A 21,225-nucleotide genomic window follows, 5' to 3' on the forward strand; every position below is an offset into this window, starting at 1 on the left:
GCCGCGGGGCTGCGGGGCCGTACGCCCCGCCGGCTGCGTTCTAGGCCCTGAGCCTTCCCGGCTCCGGGGCTTCGCTCTCGCCGCTCGCCAAGGACAGGATCGACGCCACGATGCGGGTTTCGGTCACCCGCGACTTCACCAGGACCTCGTCGACCCGGTCGTCGTCGATCATCACGTCGGCGGCCGACAGGACGAGGGTCGGCACGCGCCCGCCGTCGGTGCGGCTGAGCTCGTCGAGAAACGCCAGTCCGTGGCCGTCGGGCAGCGTCAGGTCGAGCACGGCGAAGTCGAAATGCCGGTCCCTGAGCGCCTGCCGCGCCTCGGCGAGGCTGCCGGCGCTGACGAGTTCCACCTTGCCGCGCAGCATCGCCGACAGGATCTCGACGAAGTCGCCGTCGTCCTCCAGATGCAGGCCGACCGGCAGGCCGCGCGGCCCGTCATACGCGGCTTCCGCCTCCGACCGTCCGGGCGGCAGGGCCGCCGGCTCGGCGGGCTGGCACGGCATGTCGATCCAGAACCGCGCGCCCGCCCCCGGGACATTGGCGAAGTCGATCGTCCCGCCCATCGTCTCGATGATCTGGCGTGTGATGTGCAGGCCGAGCCCGGTGCCGCCCTTCTCGCGGGTGGCCGAGGAATCGGCCTGGGTGAAGCGGTCGAAGATGCGCGACTGGAACTCGGCGGGGATGCCGGTGCCATGGTCCGTGACCGAGATCCGGATCGCGCCGTCGATCGGCTCGATGGCCACGTCGATGACGCCGCCTTGCGGCGAGAATTTCGCGGCGTTGGACAGGAGATTGGCCAGGACCTGCTGGAAGCGGGCCGGATCGACCGGGATCCACGCCTCTCCCTCGCCCGTCGCGGTGAACGCGACGGAGACGCCGAAGCGCTCGAAATAGGGCTGGTTGGCTTCGATCGCCTGGGTGACCGCCGCGTTCGGATCGACGAGGACGGTCTCGAAGGCCATCATCCCGGCGGTGATCTTCTCCAGGTCGAGAATGTCGTTGATCAGCGCGACCAGCCGCTCGCAATTGGCGACTGCGATGGTCAGGAGACGCGTCGCCGCCGGCGGAACGTCCTTGGCCATCACGCCCTGGATCAGGCCGAGCGAGCCGCGGATCGAGGTCAGCGGCGTGCGCAGTTCATGGCTGACCGTGGCGACGAACTCGTTCTTCAAACGGTCCATCTCCTTGCGGTCGTTGATGTCCTGGACGTGGGAGACGAGATAGGCCTGGCCGTCGTGGTCATGCACCAGCGACACGCTGAACAGGCACCATAGCGCGCGGCCGTCGCGATGCAGGAAGCGCTTCTCGACCTGGTAGGTCGGCAGCGTCTGGGCGATCATCTGCGCCATCTGCTCGTGGTCGATCCCGACGTCGTCGGGATGGGTCACGGCGACCAGATCGCGCTCCAGAAGCTCGTCCTCGCTGTAGCCCAGGAAGGCGCAGAGCGCCTGGTTGACCCTGATCCAGCCGCCGTTCAGATCGAGCATGGCCATGCCCACCGGCGCGTCGCGCAGCGCCAGACGCACCCGCTCCTCGCTGGAGCGCAGGGCCGCCTCGGCGGTTTTCAGCTCGGTGATCTCCGACTGCGTGCCGATCACCCGCATCGGCTTGCCGGCCTTGTCGCGCTCGATGACGATGGAATCCGAACGCAGCCAGATCCAGACATTGTCCTTGCGGCGGATCCGGTATTCCGCTTCCGACCGGAATGTCGCGGTGTCGTAATAGGCGTCCTCGACCGCCTTGAGGGCCGGCAGATCCTCGGGATGGATGCGGGCCAGCCATTCGGCCCGCGGCTCAATGTCGTCGTTGGGCGAGAAGCCCAGCATCTGTTTCCAGGTGTCGGAGACGAAGGACTGCCCGCGACGGAAGTCGATGTCGAAGACGCCGATGCCGGCCCCTTCGAGCGCATGGTTCCAGCGGCGCTCGTTCGCCTCCAGCGCTTCGACCGCCAGACGCTGCGCCGTCACGTCCCGGATGATCAGCGTATGGCGCAGGTCGCCGGATTCGGTCGACCAGTCGTTGCGCTGCACGTCGAGATACAGGCGCTTGCCGGCCTTGCTGCGGGTCCTGATGACCACCGGCGAATCCGACGCGGGCTCGCCCTCGCCGACCGCCGTGGCGAGCGTGACGGCGGTGATGGCGTCGTAGCTGAGGATGGTCTCCACGTGCCGGTCGCGGATCTCGTCGGCGGTGTGACCGAAGATCGCCTCCACGGCGCGGTTGACCGACAGGATATGGCCGGCGCTGTCGAGGACGATGAAGCCGACCACGGCGGTGTCGACGATCGCGCGGTTCTCGCGTTCGCGCGCGGCGATGGCGTGGGTCTTCATCTCGACGGTGTTGCGGATCGATTCCTCGCGGCGGGCGTGGGAGTACAAGAGCGCGCCGAACAGCACCGTCAGCAGCATGCCGCCGACCAGGATCAGCGTCGCCTCGTTGCTGGCGACGCTCGCCTCGAAATCGGGCGTGCTCTGCCAGGAGACCGTCCATTGCTGCCCCATGACCGGCAGCACCTTCTTCACCCGGTAGGCCGGCTCGTGCCCCTCGGACCCGGAGGCCTTGCTGGAATAGATCAGCTGTTCGGGATCGGCCGTGCCGCCGTCATAGACACTGAGATCGACGCCGACGCCCTGGCTTGCGGTGAGATTGTCCATGAACAGCGGCGCGATGAAGGGCGCATAGACCCAGCCGAGAAAGGCGCGGCGCCGCTCGGTGATGCTGCGCAGCGGCCGGCCATTGGCATAGAGCGGGCGCAGCAGCAGGAAGCCGGCGCTCTTTGTGGTGTCCTGCACCAGGAAAATCCGGCGGGTGATCACCGCTTCGCCGGTGTCGCGGGCACGCACCGCGGCCTCGTAGCGATTGGTTTCGAAGGCGATGTTGAGCCCGAGGGCCTTCAGGTTGCGATCGCGCGGTTCGATATATTTGATGACGAACCTTGCCGGTGCCGGCGTGTCGGGATGCACCTGCATCGGCCCCACCCCGTCGCGGAACGCCTGGTCGAGGAAGCTCTGCAGGCCGCCCAGGCCGACCGGCTGGATGAAGCCGATGCCGTTGATGCCGGGCAGGTTCTCCTCGATGTTCAGGGCCTCGACGAAGGTCTCCCACTCCTGCGCGGTGGTCGATGCGGAGGCCAGGAACAGGCCCGAACCGCCGTCGAGGCTCTGCTTGTAGGAGGAGATGCGGTGCAACAGCGCCTGAAGGCTGTCTTCGGCCAGCACCGCGAAGGACGCCTGGTTCTTCTGTTCGGAAATCTCCGTCGTCATCTTCCAGGCGTAGAGGGTCAGGGCGAGCGGAACGATCAGCGCCAGCAGCGACGGGGCGGTGAAACGCGTGACCGGCTGCCCCGACCAGCGCAGGCTCCAGTTCCGCCAGGGCGCGACCAGCGCGAGCGGCAGGACGATCAGCACGCCGGCGACATCGCCGAACCACCATGTGAACCAGTTGCGGGCCAGCGCCTCCGGGGCAACGAGGCCGGCGACATAAAGCGAGCCAACGCCGATCGAGGCGGCGACGAGGCACGGCAGCGGCCCGGCGCACAGCGCGAAGAGGAGCAGATCGCGGCGGCTCGACAGATTGACCGGCACGCCGAAGACTTTGCGCACGAGGCCGGCCGCGACCAGCGCCTGAATGGTCGAACCGACCGCGATCGCGACCGCGACGGCGATGCCGATCGCCGCGATCCCGTCCGGCGCGGCCGCATGACCGGCGCTCAGATTGACGATCAGCGAGCCGAGCAGCACCCCCGGCCAGAGCCCGGCTCCGTAGAGCAGCAGCGCCGCCACGGCGATACCCGAGGCGGGCCACAGAACCGTCGCGTAGCCCGGCGGCACGGCGAGGAGCAGCCCCAGCCAGCCCGCCAGGCCATAGAGAATGATCACGATCGCCAGACGGATCGGATAGAGCTGGGTAAGACGGTGCAGGCCGGTCATGACAGTATCCCCGCGCACCGGACGGCAAGTGTCGACCGGGCAATGCTAGGCGAGCATTCCGTCTTTCCTTTGAGAATAGCTTAAGCTGACGCGACGAGATTGCGCCCTGCGACAAGTCGGCAGTCCCCTACCCTATCCGTCGGCACGATCGGCCGTGTTCCGGCAGACCGGTCAGCGGTCCAGGTAGCTGCGGGCCTCGCCGGCCAGCGCCATCGGATCGAACGGCTTGGGGATCACGCCGAGGGCGCCGAGACCCAGAAAGCGCTCGACATCGGCCGATTGCGTGCGGGCGGTCATGAAGACCACCGGCACCTCGGCGGTGCGCGCGTCTTCGCGCAGGCGTCGCAATGTCTCGGGTCCGTCCATGCCCGGCATCATCACGTCGAGCAGCACGAGATCGGGCACCCATTCGCTGGCCACCGCCAGGGCTTCGGCGCCCGAACTCGCGCCGCGGACCTCGAAGCTCGGCTCCAGTTCGAGACACATCACGGCGATTTCCCGGATGTCAGCCTCGTCGTCGACATGGAGAATGCGATGGGTCGTCATGGATATCTTCCTGTCCTGACAGTCTCCGGTACGGCGCATGTCCGGCCTCTCGCGAGGGCTGCGGACGGCACCCTGCCCGCAATGGCACGAAAGCGCCGCGATGTCGAAAAGCGGGTTGGCGGCGCAACGCTCTTATTCGTAACCATCTGGATTCAAAGCGCTATCAATCCATCCTTAACGCCGATCCCGGACTATCCGGCGCAACACCCACCCTTGGGCAATGTCCAAGGTGCAGGCAAATGGACGGATAGCATATGGACCGCGACATCGGCCTCGCCGTCGTAGACGACGACCCGCTCTTCCTCGACTATGTCTCCAATCTTCTTGCCCTGCAGGGCGGGATGCGGGTCACCTGTCTGGAATCGGAAACCGCGCTGTTCGACACCCTCGGCACCGAGCCGTTCGACTGCATCCTCATGGATTACGACCTCGGACAGAACAACGGCCTGTCCGTTGCCGAACGCGTCAACGCCATGCTGTCGGACCCGCCTCCCATCGTCATGCTGACCGGCGGCGGCAGCGAACGGACCGCGGTCAAGGCCTTCCGCAGCGGCTTCAGCGACTATGTCTCGAAGCGGGACCTGAAGGTCACCGAGCTGGTCGGCGCCGTGCGCGGCGCGGTCGACCGGCACGAGGCGGCCCAGGGCGCCCGGGCCAGGACCGAAGCGCTGCAGGAACGGCTGGAATTCAACGCCACCACCGGCCTCTACGACCAGCGCTTCATGCAGGCGCGGCTGGCCGACTTCACCGCCCCCGGCGCCGCCCGGCGCTTCGCGGTCATCGTCATCGACATCCATGAACTCGCCACCGTGCGCGCCGAGCTCGGCTACATGGCCGGCCAGCGGCTGTCGAACGCCTTCGCCGCCGAATTGCGCGGCCAACTGTCCGCTGGCGACATCGCCGGCCATCTCGGCGAGAACGGCTTCGTCATCATCGTCGACCGGCCGGCGGCGCTGGCGGATGTAGACACCATGGTCCAGCGCCTGCGCCAGGCGCTGACCCGGGGCTTCACCCTCGACCGGGCGCAGGTCCATCTCGCGCCGCAGATCGGCGTCGCGCTCCACCCGGACGCCGGGACCAGGGGCGACGGCCTGATCGCCGCAGCGCGTCCTGCGCCCACCGGCGAAGCCGCGACCGTGACGGCCTTTTCGGCCACGCCGACCGCCGGCGACGCGGAGGCTGTCCCGGCCACACGGGCGACCCAGTCGGGCCAGACGCCGATCACCCAGGCGACGGAGCGTCGCAAGGAGCGACGCCAGCGCGTGCTGCGACAGGCCAAGATCCTGATCAACGGCCGCAGCACCATCATCGACTGCAATGTCCGCGACCTGACCGCATCGGGCGCCCGGCTGAGGGTCGACAGCTATTTTGCCGTGCCGGCGGAATTCGACCTCGCCATCGTGGGAACCGGGATCACCCGCCGGGTGACCACGCGCTGGCAGATCGGCCGCGACATCGGCGTCGAATTCGTGGCGGGCGCCGCATGAGCGCTCCGCAGCCCGACACCGCCGCCATCGAGGCCCGGCTGCTGCGCCTGCGCGAACAATTCGCCGCGCGCGCCGCCACGCATGTCGCGATGCTCGACGCGCTGGCCGGACGGCTCGCCGACGAAGGCGCGCCCGCCGATCGCGAGGAAGTGCGGCGCATCGCCCATTCGCTGGCCGGTGCCGGCGGGACCTTCGGCTTCGCCGTCATCTCGAAAAGCGCCGCCGAGCTGGAAGACTTCATTGCCGCCGATCCCGATGACGCGGCACTTGCCGCGCGCATTCGCGGTACCGTCGCGGCCATCCGCGACAATCTTGCCGCAGACGGGCTCGCAGCCGGTGAACCGGCAGAAGGAGACGGCGCATGACCGCCCAGGCAGCCCCCCTCGCCGTTTCCGACCTCGACACCGCCATGCGCAGGCAGGATGAAGGCCCGGCGCGCCAGATCGTCTGCGCCTTTGCCGATGATGGCCGTATCTCCGGCCTGCTGCTGGCCCTGTCCGGCCTCGGCTATGAGGCCGTTGACGGCCGCTCCGGCGTGCCGGACGGCTGCCTCGCCGCGGTCGTGTGCGGCGCTTACGATCCCGATCTGGCGCTGAGCCGTGTCCTGAAGAACCGGGTGCGGGTGGTGCTGGCCGACGCGGCGCCGTCCTTCGCCCGGCGGCTCGCCGTGGCGCGAGCCGGCATCGAAGCGATCATCGCCACGCCCGTCGACACGGTCGAACTCGGCGCGTGGCTGTCGGATTTCGAGACCAGCGGCGACCGCCAGCAGCGCCTCTCGATCCTCATCGTCGACGACGACGAACTGATTGCCGAAAGCTACGCGCTGGCGCTGGAAGCGGCCGGCATGGACGCACGGGTGGTGACCTATCCCGCCGACGCGCTGCGGCACATCGCCGAGGTCACGCCCGATCTCGTGCTGCTCGACATGCACATGCCGGGCGCCAGCGGCCTCGAACTGGCGCAGATCATCCGCCAGTCGCGCCAGACCCTGCCCCTGCCGATCGTCTTCCTGTCGGCCGAGCGCGATATCGCCGCGCAGACGCAGGCCCGCCAGATCGGCGGCGACGATTTTATCCGCAAGCCGGTGGACCTCGCCCATCTCGCGGCCACCGTGCGAATGCGGGCCGAGCGGGCGCTGGCGCTGCGCCAGATCATGGAGCGCGACAGCCTGACCGGCCTGTTGAACCATGCCCGGTTCAAGGAGCGGGTGACGCTGGAACTGGAGCGCTCGCGGCGCACCGGCGCACCGCTGACCGTGGCGCTGATCGACATCGACCATTTCAAGCAGGTCAACGACACCCATGGCCACCAGACCGGCGACCGGGTGATCCAGGCTCTGTCGCAATGTCTCGTCGGCGGACTGCGGCGCACCGACGTGGTGGCCCGCTATGGCGGCGAGGAATTCGGCCTGCTGCTGCTCGACACGCCGGTCGCGGCGGCGCAAGCCGTGCTCGACCGGATCCGCCTGCGGTTCTCGCAGATCGGCCATGCCGGCGACGACACCTTGTTCCGGGCGACCTTCAGCGGCGGCATCGCGGGCACCCGCGAGGGAACCGACAGCACGGCGATGATCGCCGCGGCGGACGCGGCGCTCTACGGCGCCAAGCGCGCCGGGCGCAACCGCATCACCGGCGCCTGACCGCGGCGCTGCCGGCAAGGTTCGCCGGCGCCGACTTCGCTTTGCAGGCCTCGCAGCCTGCTGCGCCGGGCCGTCTGCGCTCGAAACAACCCTGACGCGCTTTCGTCATTCCCGAAGGTCATCCAGACTGATTGTTCGCCGGACTTCATGGGGGAACCGGCGCGATCCGTCTGGGAGGACATCATGAAACTGCTCGTCAACGCCGCGGCCGGCCTGATCGCCGGCCTTTTCGCCGTCACGGGACAGGCACACGCCTTTCCCGATCGGCCGATCTCGATCATCGTGCCCTGGGCGGCCGGCGGCGGCACCGATGCCGTGGTGCGCACCTTCGCCGCCGGCTTCCAGGAAGAGCTCGGCGTGCCGGTCAACGTCATCAACCGCACCGGTGGCGGCGGCATCACCGGCCACTCGGCCATCATCAATGCCGAGGCCGATGGCTACACGCTCGGCGCCGCCAGCCCGGAGATCGGCCTCTACCGCACCCTCGGGACGGCCGACATCTCGCTCGACGATCTCGACCTGTTCTCGCGCCTGGCGATCATCCCGGCCGGCGTCACCGTGGCGGCGGATTCGCCCTTCGAGACGCTGGAGCAACTGATCGCGGCGGTTCGCAGCGAGCCGGCGGGAAGCTACTCGTCCTCGGGAACGGGCGTCGGCGGGTCCTGGCATGTGGCCGCGGGCGGGCTTCTGGCAGCGGCCGACATCGACCCGCAGAAGCTGAAATGGGTGCCGAGCCAGGGCGGCGCACCGGCCTTGATGGAGGTCATGTCCGGCGGCATCACGATGTTTACCGGATCGCCGGTCGAGGCGTTGAGCCTCCTCGAGGCTGGCCGCGTGCGCACCCTCGCGGTGATGCTGGACGAGCGTTCCGAGACCTTCCCGGATGCGCCGACCGTCAGGGAGGCGATCGGCAAGGACTGGTCCTATGCCAACTGGTTCGCGCTGGTCGCGCCCAAGGGGATCGACGCCGAGGCCCGCGACATCCTCTATCAGGCCGCCGCCCGCGCCAATGCCCGTCCCGAGGTCCAGTCGTCGCTGAAGGAACGGGGCATCACGCCGGTCTGGGATGGGCCCGGCGAGTTCGACGCCTTCGCGGCGGATTTCACCGCCAAGGCGAAATCGGTCCTCGAAGGCCTGGGCCTGGCCAAGAACTGACGCCCTGAGCCGTCACCGGTCCCGGCCGGGCGACTGGCCGGGATCGCCCGGACGGCAGCCATGGGCGCGCCGGGCTGAGCGGGACTGGGACGGCAGCGCCGGCGTGACGGAGGCGCGCCACGCCCGGATTGTCGTCGGGCGGAACGAAAACGCGGATGCGTCTTTTTGAGCGGCGCTCCGTAACTTCGTGTCCCGCCGCCTGACGACAGTCCTTCATGCCCTTCGATCATCTGCGCGAACTCGGCCGCATCCCGAACCCCGGGACGATGACGCCTCGCGCCATCCTTGCCTGGGGTGGCGCCGCGATGGTCGTCGGCTGGGCTCTCGCGATCCTCGTCGCCCTCTCGATGATGTGAGCCGGCCGGCGGCGGTCAGACCGCGCGGGCGGTCAGGAACAGCATGCCCGAATAGCCACTGCGGATCTCCGCCTCGACGATGCCGATCCGCTCGGTCCGGATGTCCGTCGCCAGCGGCGCGAAGACGTCGAGAATGTCTTCCTCCGAGACGTTGAGGACCGGAAACGGCCGGCCGGCCACGGCATAGCCCGACGAGCCGACGAGGAACGCCGCGATCAGGCTGCCACCGGGCTTCACGCAGCGGGCGAAGCGGTTGCAGGCCAGATCGAACTCGCTGCGCTTCTCGGTGATGGATTCGGCGCAGAAGAACATGGTGGCCGCGTCCCATGTGCGTTCCGGCAGATCATAGACCGATCCGCGCCGGACCTCGGCAGCCGCGCGCAGCATCGGCAGCGGATCGTCGGGCAAGGACAGTTCCGGCTCATAGGCGGCCTGCGCCACCTTCCAGAAATGCTGCCATTGCGGGCGCAGGGTCGTCGCCGCCAGTTCGGCCTGCAGCCAGCCGACATTGCTCTCGGCATATTCCCAGGCCGTGATCCGCCTTGCCCGCGGCGCCGCGCACATCAGCGGAAAGAGGTTTGGCCCGGTGCCCACATCGACGATGTCGAGCTTTCCGCCCAGGGGCTCGGCGCGCTTGAAGGCAGCGCAGGCGGACCGGATGACCGCCTCGTCATCGGCGTGCGGCTCGCCGTAATAGTGATTGAAATAATATTCCGGGTCGAAGTCCGACCAGCTGTAGCTGGCGTTTCCGGCCGGCCCGTCCCTGTCTGGCGTCACACTCTTCTCCACGGCTCGTCGATCCTGGCATGGCAGGCGCCGGCGCTCTCGCACCGCAGGCGCTGCCCCTGCCGACCAGCCCTTAGCCGAGGCTGCCGTTCGATTGAAGCAGATTGCTCGCCTCGTCGAACTGCAGGGCCACGCTCGAGGAATTATACGAGCCGATGAAGGCGATGAGTTCCTCGGCCGGCAGCGGCCTCGAGAAGAAGTAGCCCTGCAGGTGATCGCTGCCCCAGAAGCGCATGGTGACGCTGTCCGTCACGGTTTCGACGCCCTCGGCAACCACTTCCATGCCTAGCGCATGGCCGAGGCGGATGACCGCCTGCACCACGGTCTGGGCCGATCCTGCCTGGGAGATCGCGCTGACGAAGCTGCGGTCGATCTTCAGCTTGTCGAAGCGGTACTCGACCAGATAGCTCAGGCTGGAGAAGCCGGTGCCGAAATCGTCCAGCGCGATCTGGAACCCGAGGTCCCGGATCGCCTGCAGCGTCGCCATGATGCGGGGCGAGGGTTCGAGCAGCAGTCCTTCGGTGATTTCCAGCGTGACCATCGTCGGGGAGACGCCGGTCTCGGCGATCAGCTCCTGCAGCCGGATTTCCAGATCGCTCTGGTAGAACTGGGCCGGCGACAGGTTGATCGTGACTTCGATATCCGGCCAGAGCGCGGCCGAGGTCATGGCGCGTTTCAGGACCCAGTCGCCGAGCTTCGACATCAGGCCGATCTCTTCGGCGATCGGAATGAAGACGCTGGGGCTGATCATGCCCTTGACCGGATGCTTCCACCGCAGCAGCGCCTCGACGGCGACGATCCGGTTGGAGCGGGCTGAGATGATCGGCTGGTAATGCAGGTCGAACTGTTCGCCGTTCAGCGCCTCGAGAAGATCCATCTCGATCTCGCGCTTCTGGCGCAGGCTTGCCGCCATCTGGGTCGTGAACCAGGCCGCATGGCCGCGGCCGAGACGCTTGGCTTCGTAGAGCGCGATGTCGGCATGGCGCATCAGGTCCTCGATGGAGGTCCCGTGCTCCGGGAACTGCGCGAGGCCCAGCGAGGCGGTGACGGTGATCTCGTGACCTTCGATCAGCAAGGGCTGCTGGAACGCCTCGACGACCAGCGAGGCCAGCGGCTTGGCGAAGCTGACACCCTTGCGCGACCGGAAGATCGCAAATTCGTCGCCGCCGAAGCGGGCGAGGAAATCGTGCGGCCCCAGATGCTGGCGCAGTCGCTCGCCGAACGCCTTGATCAGCCCGTCGCCGATATGATGGCCGAGCGTATCGTTGATGTCCTTGAAGCGGTCGACGTCGAGATAGCCGATGGTCATGCTGCCGCCCCGGCCCCGCTCCTGGAGCCCGTCGAGGGCCTGATTGGCGGCGAAGACGAAGGCCGGCCGGTTAGGCAGCTTGGACAGGGAATCGTGGGCGGCCTCGTAGCGGGCGGCGGCTTCGCGGGCCGACAGCTCGTTCGATGCCCGGATCAGCCGGCGCAGCATGACGGCGCACAAAAGGCTGAGGCCGATCACGGCAACGGCGACCAGCGGCAGCACGATCGTCAGGAGCGGCTGGCCCGGTCGCTTCGTGGTCCAGTTCAGATATCCGGTGGAGCGATTGTCGTCGGTGACGAAGGCCTCCGAGATGGTCGCGGCCCCGGTGCGCTTAGCCGCCGTGAAGGTGATATCCGGAATCAGCAGGAACTGGCTGAGCTGCTGCAGGAAGTCGGCGTCGATCCAGTCCACGCTCAGGAGGACGTAAGGCGGCTGGCGCAACAGCGTCATGTCGACATTCGGGACGATCGTGATGGCGGTCACGATGGCCGGTTTCTCGTCGACGGTCAGGATCGCGCCTTGCCAGGACGCGACGCCCAGCACCTTCTTGAGCACCTCGTAGTGCTTCTGGCGCTCGGAGAAGAAGTCGTCGCGCTCCGCCAGGCCGGCATTGCCGCCGGTGCGAGTCGCCGTCAGCACCTGCAGGACTTCCTGCCGCCGCGCCTCGAAGGCATCGGGCTCCTGCCGCCCCTGGTCGCGATAGGCGTAGACCGGCTCGTTCTGGGAATCGACGATGTAGACCTCGTCGTGCCCGTAGGTCTCGGTCAGGAAGATGCCGAAATTGCTGTCGATGAAACCGAGATCGGGCGTATCGACGATCAATCGGACGGCATCGTCCCACCAGGCGACGCTCTTCTGCTGGTCGAGGGTCCGGGCAACGCTCTGGTTCAGCGCATTCTCGATCCTGGCCCTTTCGGCCTGAACCTCGGTGCGGTTCGCCTTGATGCCCGTATACACGATGACACAGATCAACAGGGCGCTGGCCACGGCCACGGTGCCGCCGACGACCTGCGCGAGGCGACGCAGATTGGGCCGGGGGCGAGCCTCACTTTTCTTCGGGATGTCACGCATCTCAATCTCGCTTTCCCCTTTGGCTTAGGGGCGAAGCGCTAAGAATAGTTGAAGGAATGGTGGGTTAGGCTGATTCCCATCCGGCACAGTCCTCGCCCGAGGAGCCGCCGCCGCCACAAAGGATGGACCCGCCCATGCCGCTCGACATGGCCGCCGCGGCGTTCGGAAGCTGGGTCCCTTCACTGGTGGCCGACAGCCTCCGGCGCAGTGGCGAAACGCAACAGCCGAGCGAAGGCGTCATTGCGGCGCATCGCGGATTCCTCGCGGCCAACGAGCCCCGTGTCGCGAATCTTGAGATCCTCGCCGCCTATCTGGCGCCGGGGGCCACGCTGCGGGAGGCGCCTGTCGCGCCCGAAGCCGCCGATCAGCACGGCGTTGTGCCATCCCTGCCGGACGCTCTCGCCGATCTCCTCGCCCTCACCCGCTCCGGCCTGGCCTCGGCCGACGAGGCGGTGCAGCTCTTCGCGATGCTGCGCCCCTTCACCATGGGCAATGGCCGCGTCGCCCGCGCCCTGTGGCTGTGGCGCACGATCCGCGAGCCCGGCATGAGTGCCGAAGCGCTCGCGGTCCTGTCGTTTCCGCCAGCGCCGGCGTCAGCCGACGGAGACAGTGCCCCGACGCTGACGGTTTACGTCGGCCATCCGAAGGGTCAGTGCGTGTAGGCCACCCAGACATTGGGTTCCGAATAGGTGCCGCGCTGGCGTTCGACGTCGATGGCGACCGGCACCAGCCCGCCGGCCAGCGTATAGTCGCCCGAGGTCTCGAACCGCCGCCCCGCCCAGGTTTCCCAGAAGGCGATATGCTCGCTGACGACCATGGACCGTTCGCAGGGGTGAACCACCCGGCCGCCTTGCGCGAGATGGCTGCGCAGCCAGGGATCGAAGCAACGACCGCGCTCGTCCTGCCAGCCGATATAATCGGCCATGGACGCATGGGGATGGATTGTCTTGGCGGAGGGGCGCACCGGCGCGATCATCCGCTCGAAGCCATTGGCCTCGGCGATCCGGTGCAGCTCGCCGATCATCCGGAAGGCGTAGCCCTTGCCGCGCTCGGCGACCGGCACCGAGATGGCCAAAGCGCCAAGAACATTGGCCTGGCTGCGGCGGCCCGTCCCGCCGGTCTCGACCAGCCAGTCCCAGCCTTCCGCCGGGAGTTCGGACAGATCGCCCGCGAACGCCACCGGCACGCAATTGGCCAGCGCGACCGGGCGGCCCGTCGCCTCGTCGACGAGGCAGAGCTGCAGGTCGGCATGGTCTTCCAGCAGCCTGTCGTAATGTTCACGATGGGCCCGTGTATGGTTCAGGAAGCCCAGCGGGCCCCAGACGGCATCCTCGACCTCGACCGCCTGCCGGCGCAGCACATCGCTGTCCGCCCGTGTCCGTACAACGAGTTCACTCAATGCCATGCCGTTTTCCGCCCGTTAACCATTCGCTCAAGTTCTAATCAAATCTTAATGATTCAGGCCAGCTTGAAATACCGTGGGATCGCTCCAGCCGACTGTGCCGACGAAAGCTGATGCGAGGCCGTCCAGACCGGACGCATCGGCGGTGATGGCGAGGATGACTGCGGGATGCGAAAGGCGGTTCCGCGGAGCCTTCGGAGGCCTACATCCCGCAGACGCCACCGCGCTCCTCGCGGAACCCAGTTGCAAACGATTTGCACTTGCAAAAGTGGGAATTGGCAGGCAGCGTGCACCGACCGACAGAGATTGGAGACCCCATGCCGTTCGTTCGAACGACGATCCTCGCCGCCTTCGCCGCAGCGCTCCTGGCGACGGGCGCCACAGCGCAGGAGCGGCTCAAGGTCGTGACAACCTTCACGATCCTGTCCGACATCGCGCAGAACGTGGCCGGCGAGCATGCGGATGTGGTGTCCATCACCAAGCCCGGCGCCGAGATCCACGGCTACCAGCCGACGCCGCAGGACATCGTGCGGGCCAGCGGCGCCGACCTGATCCTGTGGAACGGCCTCAATCTGGAGCGCTGGTTCGAGCAGTTCGTCGCCAATCTCGGCGACATGCCCTCGGCCACCCTGAGCGACGGCATTGCGCCGATCTCCATCGCCGAGGGCGATTACGAGGGCCTGGCCAATCCACATGCCTGGATGGGGCTGGAGAACGCGATGGTCTATGTCGACAACATCAGCGACGCCCTCGCCACAAACGACCCGGACCATGCCGACGCCTACCGGGCGAATGCCGAGCGCTACAAGCAGCAGATCACGGAGACGATCGCGCCGCTGCGCGACCGGATCGCCGCCATCCCGGAAGACCGGCGCTGGCTGGTCACCTGCGAGGGCGCGTTCAGCTATCTCGCCCGCGACTTCGGCATGAAGGAGCTGTATCTGTGGCCCATCAACGCCGACCAGACCGGCACGCCGCAACAGGTGCGCAAGGTGATCGACGCGGTGCGCGAGAACGACATTCCCGCCGTCTTCTGCGAGAGCACCGTCAGTTCCGCACCGGCCGAACAGGTGGCGCGCGAGACCGGCTCGACCTTCGGCGGCGTCCTCTACGTGGATTCGCTGTCCGGGCCGGACGGGCCGGTGCCGACCTATCTCGATCTCCTGCGGACCGACGCCGAGACGATTGCCGACGGCCTGGCAGTGGACAGCCAGTAACCGCCTCTCCATCTACGGTGGCAAGCCGCGGCGACCTTCGCACGACGGCTTCCCCATCCGAGCAGCCAAGGGATCTGACAGGCACCCCATGACCATCACGCGCGAGACGTCTGACGTAGCGGACGACCGGCCGGCCGGCAGCACTGCGACCGGCGACGGCATCTCGGCGCACAACGTGACCGTGACCTATCGCAACGGCCATACCGCGCTGCACGACGCGACCTTCCAGATCCCGCGCGGCACGATCACCGCCCTGGTCGGCGTCAACGGCGCCGGCAAGTCCACCCTGTTCAAGGCGATCATGGGCTTCGTGCCGGCGGCGCGCGGCGAGATCACCCTGCTCGGCCGTTCGGTGAAGCAGGCGCTGCGCGAGAACCTCGTCGCCTATGTGCCGCAGTCGGAAGAGGTGGACTGGGCGTTCCCGGTCCTCGTCGAGGACGTGGTGATGATGGGCCGCTACGGCCATATGGGCTTCCTGCGCCGCCCCGCCGCGGCCGACCGCGCCGCCGTCGACCAGGCGCTCTCGCGGGTCGGCATGCAGGATCTGCGGCACCGCCAGATCGGCGAGCTCTCCGGCGGCCAGCGCAAGCGGGTCTTCCTCGCGCGGGCCCTGGCGCAGGACGGCCAGGTGATCCTCCTCGACGAGCCCTTCACCGGCGTCGACGTGAAGACCGAGGAACAGATCGTCGCCCTCTTGCGCGAGTTGAAGGCCGAAGGCCGGGTGATGCTGGTCTCTACCCACAATCTCGGCTCGGTGCCGGAATTCTGCGACCGGGTCGTGCTGGTCAAGGGCACGGTGCTGGCCTACGGGCCGACCGCGGCGATCTTCACCCGGCGCAATCTGGAGCGCGCCTTCGGCGGCGTGCTGCGCCACGTGACGCTGGCGGGCGCCGCCCTGCACGACGACGACGATCCGCGCGAACTGTCGATCATCACCGACGACGAGCGCGCCTTCGTCCATTACGGCGAGCCGCGCGCCACAGCCGCGCCGGCCAGGACGTCCGGCAAGGCCCCGCAGGACGGGGAGCGGCGATGATCACCACGCTGCTCGAGCCGTTCCAGTACAGCTACATGACCAACGCCATGTGGGTCTCGGCCCTCGTCGGCGGCGTCTGCGCCTTCCTCTCGGCCTATCTGATGCTGAAGGGCTGGTCGCTGATCGGCGACGCGCTCAGCCATTCGGTCGTGCCGGGCGTTGCCGGCGCCTTCATGCTCGGCCTGCCCTTCTCCCTCGGCGCCTTCATCGCAGGCGGGCTGGCGGCCGGCGCCATGCTGTTCCTGTCGGGGCGCTCGGGCCTGAAGATCGACGTCATCATCGGCATCATCTTCACCTCCTTCTTCGGGCTCGGCCTGTTCATGGTGTCGATCAGCCCGGTCTCGGTGTCGATCCAGACCATCGTCATGGGCAACATCCTCGCCATCACGCCTGAGGACACGCTGCAACTGGCGATCATCGGCCTCGTCTGCCTCGTCGTGCTCCTCGCCAAGTGGAAGGATCTGATGGTCACCTTCTTCGACGAGAACCATGCGCGCTCGATCGGCCTGCGCCCGGATCTCCTGAAGGTATTGTTCTTCATGCTCCTGTCGGCGGCGATCGTCGCTGCGATGGTGACCGTCGGCGCCTTCCTCGTCATCGCCATGGTGGTGACGCCCGGCGCCACCGCCTATCTCCTGTCGGACCGGTTTCCGCGGCTGATCGGCCTGTCCGTCGCCATCGGCGCCGTCACCAGCTTCGTCGGCGCCTATCTCAGCTACTTCCTCGACGGGGCGACCGGCGGCGTGATCGTCACGCTGCAGACGGTGATCTTCCTCGTCGCCTTCGTCTTTGCGCCCAAGCACGGGCTGATCGCCGCCCGGCGCAAGACCGCCGCTGCGCTCGCCACGCCGCGGCCGGATGCCATCCGGGAGGAAGCGGCATGAGCCTCGAGCAGCTTCTCCTGCCGTTCCAGTTCCCGTTCATGCAGAACGCCTTCTGGATCGTCCTGATGGTCGGGCCGCCGACCGCCCTCCTCTCCTGCTTTCTTGTCCTCAAGGGCTGGGCGCTGATGGGCGATGCGGTCAGCCACGCCACGCTGCCGGGCGTCGTCCTCGCCTGGGTGCTCAACATCCCGCTGATCGTCGGCGCCTTCGTCGCCGGCATGACCTGCGCACTGCTCACCGGCTATCTCTCGCACAACAGCCGGGTGAAGCAGGATACGGTGATGGGCGTGGTCTTCTCCGGCATGTTCGGGGTCGGCATCATCCTCTACACCTCGATCCACACCAACGAGCATCTCGACCATGTCCTGTTCGGCAACATGCTGGGGATCGGCGCCAAGGACCTCGTGACCTCCGGGATCATCGCCCTGGTCGTCTCGGCGCTGCTGCTCCTGAAATGGAAGGACCTGCTGCTCCATGCCTTCGACCCGGCGCAGGCCCAGGCCTCGGGCCTGAACACCGGTCTCCTGCACTACGGATTGCTTGCCAGCCTGTCTCTGACCATCGTCGCGACCCTGACCTCGGTCGGGCTGATCCTTGCCGTGGCGCTCTTGGTGACGCCGGGTGCCATCGCCTTCCTGCTGGTGCGCAGCTTCGGACGGATGCTGGTCGTCTCGGTCGCGGTCTGCGTGTCGGCGATGCTCATCGGCACCTATCTCAGCTTCTTCCTCGACAGCGCGCCGGCGGCAACGATCGTGCTGGTGCTGACGGCGATCTTCATCGCCGCCTTCGTCAACCGACTGCGCACGACCCGCCGGCACTCGCGCCGCGCCCGCGAGGACGCGCCCGCCATGCTGGCTCCCACCGCAGCGGAGTGACGCGGGCCGGAATCTAGGCATCCCCGGCCCGGCAACGCCGGACCGGTGATTTCTGCCGCCTGAGGTCAAGCCCGTCCGCGCCGCCAGAAGCGGCTGAGCGCAAGATCGAGCGCCAGCATCACGATCAGCGACAGGCCGACCAGCGGAAACAGCACACCGCCGAACGCGAGGATCGCCAGCAGTCCCGCAAAGACCCAGGGCGACGCCGTGGCCGATCCTGCGATCGCTGACGGATGAAGGAAAAGCGGCTCGGACGCGCTGCGCGCGGGACCGCGAGACGGCGCCGTGGCGCGGCCTCGCGATCCTTCGTCAGGCGCAGTCCGCAGGCTGCGTTCGGAGGGGTGCGGCTAGTGCTGGTGCGGCTCGGCGCCGTCGCCCATGGCGCCGTGTCCGCCCGCATCGGCCGGCATGTCGCCGGCTCCGTGCGACATCGCGGCGCCGCCATGCGCGCCGTGGTCCATGGCGCCCGGCGCCCGGGCGCCGATGCCCTCGACCGCCAGCTCCATCTCGACCGGTCCGGCCTTTTCGAACCGCAGGGTCAGCGGCACGCGGCTGCCTTCGGTGAGCGGCTCCGTCAGGTTCATGAGCATGAGGTGATAGGCGCCGGGCTCCAGCGCGACCGTGGCGCCGGCGGGCACCGCGACGCCGTCTTCGAGCCGGCGCATCTTCATGACGTCGCCGTCCATTTCCATCGTGTGGATCTGGACCTCGCCGGCGATTGGCGTTGCGCCGCCAAGCAGCCGATCGTCCGACGGGCCGTGGTTCTCGATGACCATGTAGCCGCCGCCGACGGCGGCGTTGGGCGGCGTGGCACGGCTCCACGGATGGGCGATGGTGATGTCGCCGACCTTGTAGTCATGGGCGGAAGCGGCCGACAGCAGGCCGAGCGTGAGAGCTGCTGCGGCAGCCAGCGTGATGCGAAGGGACATGGAAGTCTCCATTTGAACAGGACAGGCAGGGCCGCGAAGGAGTCGGGCCGTTTGTTCAGACGGAGAGAAGTGGTGGGCCGCGTTGCAAAGCGAGCCCCGGCGGCGGCGCGCGCGGGCCGAGGGCGGCGGCTGACGGCGTCCAGGCCACGACCGCGTCGGTGGCGCTGGCCGAAAGCGCGTAGGAGGCGAGATCGGCCATCGCCGGCAGGGCCGGGCTCTGGCCGCATCCGGCCGCGGAGGGGCAATCGACGCAGCAATCGTGCCCGGATGGGTCACCCGCCGGAACCGACCGCGTCTCGAAGCCGTCGCCGACGCAGATGACGGTCACGCCTGCTGCGGCGGACGCGTCCATCCTGGCGCAGGCAAAACCCGATACCGCCGCCTGACCCAGGAGAAGCTGGGTCAGGATCAGCATGGCCGCGAGGGCCGCGGATCGGTCCGCAAGGAAGCGCCGGAGCGTCGTCATGCCCGGCAGATATCACGCGATCCGCGGCAAGGGTAGCTGCCGGAGCCGGCTTTCGTCGGTGCAGACCGGGGGCGGATGCCTGTGCTCAATCGTCGAATTCCTCGTGGCTGTCCTTGGTGCCGAGCTTCCAGTAGCCGCTGGATTTCAGCCAATGCCTGGGATGGCCCCAGACGTCCGTCACATGGGCGCGGACGGCCTTTGCCACGCGGCTTTCCGCCGCGATCCAGACGAAGCCCTCGCCCTCCGGCAGCGACAGATCGGCCAGCGCCGCGAGAACCGGCGCGGGGTCGGAGGCGGCCGCAAGAGGCCGGTGCACCCAGAGCGGCCGATGCGCGGCCCGGGTCGCAAGCGCCTGCTCTTCTTCCGGGCCTTCGACCGCGACCAGCGTGGTGACCGGCGTGCCCGGCGCGAACTCTTCCAGCCGCCGGCCGATCGCCGGCAGCGCGGTCTCGTCGCCGACCATCAGCCACCAGTCGAAATCATGCGGCACGATGGACGATCCGCGCGGCCCCCCGATCTGCAGGCGATCCCCCTCCTTCGCCGAGCGCGCCCAGAGCGTGGCCGGGCCGCCGTCATGCAGCGCGAAATCGAGGACCAGCGACTGCGTCTGCGCATCGTAGCGGCGCGGGGTGTAGTCGCGCATCGCCGGCTCGCCGTCGGGCTGCGGAATGAACAGCTTCACATGGTCGTCGGCGGACGGGCTGTGAAACCCCTCCAGCTCCTCACCGGTCAGGGTCATGCGGAGCATGCCCGGCGTCGGATATTCGACCCGGCTGACCTCAAGGTCCCGTCGCCGCAATTCATGGCGAACGCGAATGATCTCGTGCTTCATGCGGCACTGCTTCCCTGTCTGTCATTGCGGCGGCGGGCCTCGTCGCCCCAGCCCGCCCAGCCGGCACGGCGCCATGGCCACCGCCCGATCTTCCGGGCCGCCATAGCCCGGACTAAACATGATTTCAATTCTCAGGTTATGTGGAAGTGTTGCGGAAACTTGCCGGCCCGCGCCCGGCTCCCAAGGCGCCACTAATCTTGACAATGATTTTCATATTATCCACTCAGCCCTGTCGGCCCGCCGTCCGGCAGACTCGCAAAGGATCAGACATGTCCGCATTCCAGCCCGTTTCGGCCCGCTCTGGGGCGCCATCGTCTCGCCGCCCCCGCCTCTTGTCGTACCTGGTGGCGGCCTGGTGCGCCCTGGCGCTGTCCATGGCGCCGGCGCTCGCCCAGGAGCCGGCATCCGGCGAGATGACGGTCTCGACCTATCGCGGCGACGTCGTCATTCCGGCCGAGCCGAAGACGGTCGTCGTCTTCGACATGGCGTCTATCGATACGCTCGACGCGCTGGACGTTCCCATGGCCGGCCTGCCGGCCGCGCCGTTCCCGGACTATCTCGCCGATTATGCCGGCGACGCCACGCCGAAGGTCGGCTCGATCTTCGAGCCCGATTTCGAGGCGGTCGCCGCCCTCGCCCCCGACCTGATCATCGCCGGCGGGCGCTCCAGCGAACAGACCGAGGCGCTGGCACGGATCGCGCCGACCATCGACATGACCGTCGATGCCGGCAATCTCCTCGCCAGTGCCTTCGAGCGGATCACCACGCTCGGCGCCATCTTCGGCAAGGCCGACCTGGCGGAGCAGCGGATCGCGGATCTGCAGGGCCGGATCGCGGCGCTGAAGGAGACGTCGGCCGGCGTCGGCACCGGCCTCATCGTCATGACCACCGGCAACCGCATCAGCGCCTTCGGCGCCGGCTCGCGTTTCGGGCTGTTGCACGCCGAGTTCGGCGTCACGCCGGCGGACCCGGGCCTCGAGGCCGCCAATCACGGCGAAGCGGTCTCCTTCGAATATATCGCCGATACCGATCCGGACTGGCTGTTCGTGATCGACCGCGACGCCGCCATCGGCCAGGGCGCCGCGGCGGCGCTTCTGCAGAACGAACTGGTCGAGAACACCAAGGCGTGGCGTTCTGACCATGTCGTCTATCTGAACCCGGCCACCTGGTATCTCACCGCCCCGGGCCTGACCGCGCTCGAGACCAATGTCGAGCAACTGACGGCGCGCTTCGACAAGGGCTCCTGACGCGAAGGGGCCCCGCCCCGACGCACGCTCCTTTTGCGCCCTGCCCCGTCCCGCGCC

At 68.0% G+C, this 21,225-nt stretch carries 19 protein-coding genes; 11 read left to right on the forward strand and 8 right to left on the reverse strand.

The features are described from left to right. Positions 1 to 40: 40 nt before the first annotated feature. Together ACEQX1_RS20010 and ACEQX1_RS20015 are read right to left on the reverse strand one after the other, a co-directional pair. Entirely contained in the window at positions 41 to 3,931 is a 3,891-nt protein-coding gene (locus ACEQX1_RS20010) for a PAS domain S-box protein (RefSeq protein WP_370197506.1), read from the reverse strand. Between the two features lie 171 nt (positions 3,932 to 4,102). Next, complete coding sequence (locus ACEQX1_RS20015) at positions 4,103 to 4,477, reverse strand: response regulator (protein ID WP_187390770.1); 375 nt, start codon at positions 4,475 to 4,477, stop codon at positions 4,103 to 4,105. Between the two features lie 254 nt (positions 4,478 to 4,731). Between ACEQX1_RS20015 and ACEQX1_RS20020 the strand changes: the two genes are divergently transcribed. The 5 genes from ACEQX1_RS20020 to ACEQX1_RS20040 all read left to right on the forward strand — a co-directional run bounded on the left by ACEQX1_RS20020 (position 4,732) and on the right by ACEQX1_RS20040 (position 9,114). Beyond that, entirely contained in the window at positions 4,732 to 5,964 is a 1,233-nt protein-coding gene (locus ACEQX1_RS20020; RefSeq protein WP_370192372.1) for a response regulator, read from the forward strand. After that, entirely contained in the window at positions 5,961 to 6,329 is a 369-nt protein-coding gene (locus ACEQX1_RS20025) for an Hpt domain-containing protein (protein WP_370192371.1), read from the forward strand. The genes ACEQX1_RS20020 and ACEQX1_RS20025 overlap by 4 nt, the downstream gene beginning before the upstream one ends. Then, positions 6,326 to 7,603: a diguanylate cyclase gene (locus ACEQX1_RS20030; RefSeq protein ID WP_370197508.1), complete on the forward strand. Its 1,278-nt coding sequence runs from the start codon at positions 6,326 to 6,328 to the stop codon at positions 7,601 to 7,603. Before ACEQX1_RS20025 ends, ACEQX1_RS20030 begins: the two co-directional genes overlap by 4 nt. Before the next feature lie 183 nt (positions 7,604 to 7,786). Then, a complete protein-coding gene (locus tag ACEQX1_RS20035; protein WP_370192369.1) occupies positions 7,787 to 8,758 on the forward strand; it encodes a tripartite tricarboxylate transporter substrate binding protein in 972 nt (323 codons plus the stop codon). Positions 8,759 to 8,973: 215 nt separating this feature from the next. Beyond that, positions 8,974 to 9,114 carry a hypothetical protein gene (locus tag ACEQX1_RS20040; RefSeq protein WP_187390765.1) on the forward strand — a complete coding sequence of 47 codons (141 nt, stop codon included), beginning with the start codon at positions 8,974 to 8,976 and terminating at the stop codon, positions 9,112 to 9,114. Positions 9,115 to 9,129: 15 nt separating this feature from the next. Here ACEQX1_RS20040 and ACEQX1_RS20045 read toward each other — a convergent pair whose 3' ends face one another. Then, on the reverse strand, positions 9,130 to 9,891 hold the full coding sequence (locus ACEQX1_RS20045; RefSeq protein ID WP_370192368.1) for a hypothetical protein: 762 nt from the start codon (positions 9,889 to 9,891) through the stop codon (positions 9,130 to 9,132). 82 nt (positions 9,892 to 9,973) lie between these two features. Further along, on the reverse strand, positions 9,974 to 12,280 hold the full coding sequence (locus tag ACEQX1_RS20050; RefSeq protein WP_370192367.1) for an EAL domain-containing protein: 2,307 nt from the start codon (positions 12,278 to 12,280) through the stop codon (positions 9,974 to 9,976). 134 nt (positions 12,281 to 12,414) lie between these two features. Here ACEQX1_RS20050 and ACEQX1_RS20055 point away from each other — a divergent pair, with 134 nt between their 5' ends. Next, positions 12,415 to 12,942, forward strand: coding sequence for a hypothetical protein (locus ACEQX1_RS20055; protein ID WP_370192365.1), 528 nt, complete (start codon positions 12,415 to 12,417; stop codon positions 12,940 to 12,942). On the opposite strand, the gene ACEQX1_RS20060 is transcribed toward ACEQX1_RS20055, so the two are convergent. Next, on the reverse strand, positions 12,930 to 13,685 hold the full coding sequence (locus ACEQX1_RS20060; RefSeq protein WP_370192363.1) for a transferase: 756 nt from the start codon (positions 13,683 to 13,685) through the stop codon (positions 12,930 to 12,932). The two genes, ACEQX1_RS20055 and ACEQX1_RS20060, sit on opposite strands and share 13 nt — an antisense overlap. 314 nt (positions 13,686 to 13,999) lie before the next feature. On the opposite strand from ACEQX1_RS20060, the gene ACEQX1_RS20065 reads away from it, so the two are divergent. The 4 genes from ACEQX1_RS20065 to ACEQX1_RS20080 all read left to right on the forward strand — a co-directional run bounded on the left by ACEQX1_RS20065 (position 14,000) and on the right by ACEQX1_RS20080 (position 17,694). Then, the gene (locus tag ACEQX1_RS20065; protein ID WP_024350190.1) at positions 14,000 to 14,899 is read left to right on the forward strand and encodes a metal ABC transporter substrate-binding protein; all 900 of its coding nucleotides are present in this window, start codon (positions 14,000 to 14,002) and stop codon (positions 14,897 to 14,899) included. 88 nt (positions 14,900 to 14,987) lie between these two features. After that, positions 14,988 to 15,935, forward strand: a complete 948-nt coding sequence (locus tag ACEQX1_RS20070; protein ID WP_370192362.1) for a manganese/iron ABC transporter ATP-binding protein — start codon at positions 14,988 to 14,990, stop codon at positions 15,933 to 15,935. Further along, on the forward strand, positions 15,932 to 16,819 hold the full coding sequence (locus ACEQX1_RS20075) for a metal ABC transporter permease (RefSeq protein WP_370192361.1): 888 nt from the start codon (positions 15,932 to 15,934) through the stop codon (positions 16,817 to 16,819). Before ACEQX1_RS20070 ends, ACEQX1_RS20075 begins: the two co-directional genes overlap by 4 nt. Next, the gene (locus ACEQX1_RS20080; protein WP_370197510.1) at positions 16,816 to 17,694 is read left to right on the forward strand and encodes a metal ABC transporter permease; all 879 of its coding nucleotides are present in this window, start codon (positions 16,816 to 16,818) and stop codon (positions 17,692 to 17,694) included. Before ACEQX1_RS20075 ends, ACEQX1_RS20080 begins: the two co-directional genes overlap by 4 nt. 347 nt (positions 17,695 to 18,041) lie before the next feature. Here ACEQX1_RS20080 and ACEQX1_RS20085 read toward each other — a convergent pair whose 3' ends face one another. The 3 genes from ACEQX1_RS20085 to ACEQX1_RS20095 form a co-directional block, all read right to left on the reverse strand. After that, the gene (locus tag ACEQX1_RS20085) at positions 18,042 to 18,623 is read right to left on the reverse strand and encodes a copper chaperone PCu(A)C (protein ID WP_370197512.1); all 582 of its coding nucleotides are present in this window, start codon (positions 18,621 to 18,623) and stop codon (positions 18,042 to 18,044) included. A gap of 55 nt (positions 18,624 to 18,678) precedes the next feature. Next, positions 18,679 to 19,089, reverse strand: a complete 411-nt coding sequence (locus ACEQX1_RS20090) for a hypothetical protein (RefSeq protein ID WP_370192357.1) — start codon at positions 19,087 to 19,089, stop codon at positions 18,679 to 18,681. Positions 19,090 to 19,174: 85 nt separating this feature from the next. Continuing rightward, positions 19,175 to 19,921: a siderophore-interacting protein gene (locus ACEQX1_RS20095; RefSeq protein ID WP_370192356.1), complete on the reverse strand. Its 747-nt coding sequence runs from the start codon at positions 19,919 to 19,921 to the stop codon at positions 19,175 to 19,177. Between the two features lie 374 nt (positions 19,922 to 20,295). On the opposite strand from ACEQX1_RS20095, the gene ACEQX1_RS20100 reads away from it, so the two are divergent. Beyond that, the gene (locus ACEQX1_RS20100; protein ID WP_370192385.1) at positions 20,296 to 21,168 is read left to right on the forward strand and encodes a siderophore ABC transporter substrate-binding protein; all 873 of its coding nucleotides are present in this window, start codon (positions 20,296 to 20,298) and stop codon (positions 21,166 to 21,168) included. Positions 21,169 to 21,225: the final 57 nt, after the last annotated feature.

The sequence above is a fragment of the Aurantimonas sp. genome, assembly GCF_964217435.1.
GTDB lineage: Bacteria > Pseudomonadota > Alphaproteobacteria > Rhizobiales > Rhizobiaceae > Aurantimonas > Aurantimonas coralicida.

Bases quoted from the DNA above. Each gene is read 5' to 3' on its own strand.
- ACEQX1_RS20010 (WP_370197506.1), bottom strand. From the start codon at position 3,931: ATGACCGGCCTGCACCGTCTTACCCAGCTCTATCCGATCCGTCTGGCG.
- ACEQX1_RS20015 (WP_187390770.1), bottom strand. From the start codon at position 4,477: ATGACGACCCATCGCATTCTCCATGTCGACGACGAGGCTGACATCCGG.
- ACEQX1_RS20020 (WP_370192372.1), top strand. From the start codon at position 4,732: ATGGACCGCGACATCGGCCTCGCCGTCGTAGACGACGACCCGCTCTTC.
- ACEQX1_RS20025 (WP_370192371.1), top strand. From the start codon at position 5,961: ATGAGCGCTCCGCAGCCCGACACCGCCGCCATCGAGGCCCGGCTGCTG.
- ACEQX1_RS20030 (WP_370197508.1), top strand. From the start codon at position 6,326: ATGACCGCCCAGGCAGCCCCCCTCGCCGTTTCCGACCTCGACACCGCC.
- ACEQX1_RS20035 (WP_370192369.1), top strand. From the start codon at position 7,787: ATGAAACTGCTCGTCAACGCCGCGGCCGGCCTGATCGCCGGCCTTTTC.
- ACEQX1_RS20040 (WP_187390765.1), top strand. From the start codon at position 8,974: ATGCCCTTCGATCATCTGCGCGAACTCGGCCGCATCCCGAACCCCGGG.
- ACEQX1_RS20050 (WP_370192367.1), bottom strand. From the start codon at position 12,280: ATGCGTGACATCCCGAAGAAAAGTGAGGCTCGCCCCCGGCCCAATCTG.
- ACEQX1_RS20055 (WP_370192365.1), top strand. From the start codon at position 12,415: ATGCCGCTCGACATGGCCGCCGCGGCGTTCGGAAGCTGGGTCCCTTCA.
- ACEQX1_RS20060 (WP_370192363.1), bottom strand. From the start codon at position 13,685: ATGGCATTGAGTGAACTCGTTGTACGGACACGGGCGGACAGCGATGTG.
- ACEQX1_RS20065 (WP_024350190.1), top strand. From the start codon at position 14,000: ATGCCGTTCGTTCGAACGACGATCCTCGCCGCCTTCGCCGCAGCGCTC.
- ACEQX1_RS20070 (WP_370192362.1), top strand. From the start codon at position 14,988: ATGACCATCACGCGCGAGACGTCTGACGTAGCGGACGACCGGCCGGCC.
- ACEQX1_RS20075 (WP_370192361.1), top strand. From the start codon at position 15,932: ATGATCACCACGCTGCTCGAGCCGTTCCAGTACAGCTACATGACCAAC.
- ACEQX1_RS20080 (WP_370197510.1), top strand. From the start codon at position 16,816: ATGAGCCTCGAGCAGCTTCTCCTGCCGTTCCAGTTCCCGTTCATGCAG.
- ACEQX1_RS20085 (WP_370197512.1), bottom strand. From the start codon at position 18,623: ATGTCCCTTCGCATCACGCTGGCTGCCGCAGCAGCTCTCACGCTCGGC.
- ACEQX1_RS20090 (WP_370192357.1), bottom strand. From the start codon at position 19,089: ATGACGACGCTCCGGCGCTTCCTTGCGGACCGATCCGCGGCCCTCGCG.
- ACEQX1_RS20095 (WP_370192356.1), bottom strand. From the start codon at position 19,921: ATGAAGCACGAGATCATTCGCGTTCGCCATGAATTGCGGCGACGGGAC.
- ACEQX1_RS20100 (WP_370192385.1), top strand. From the start codon at position 20,296: ATGGCGCCGGCGCTCGCCCAGGAGCCGGCATCCGGCGAGATGACGGTC.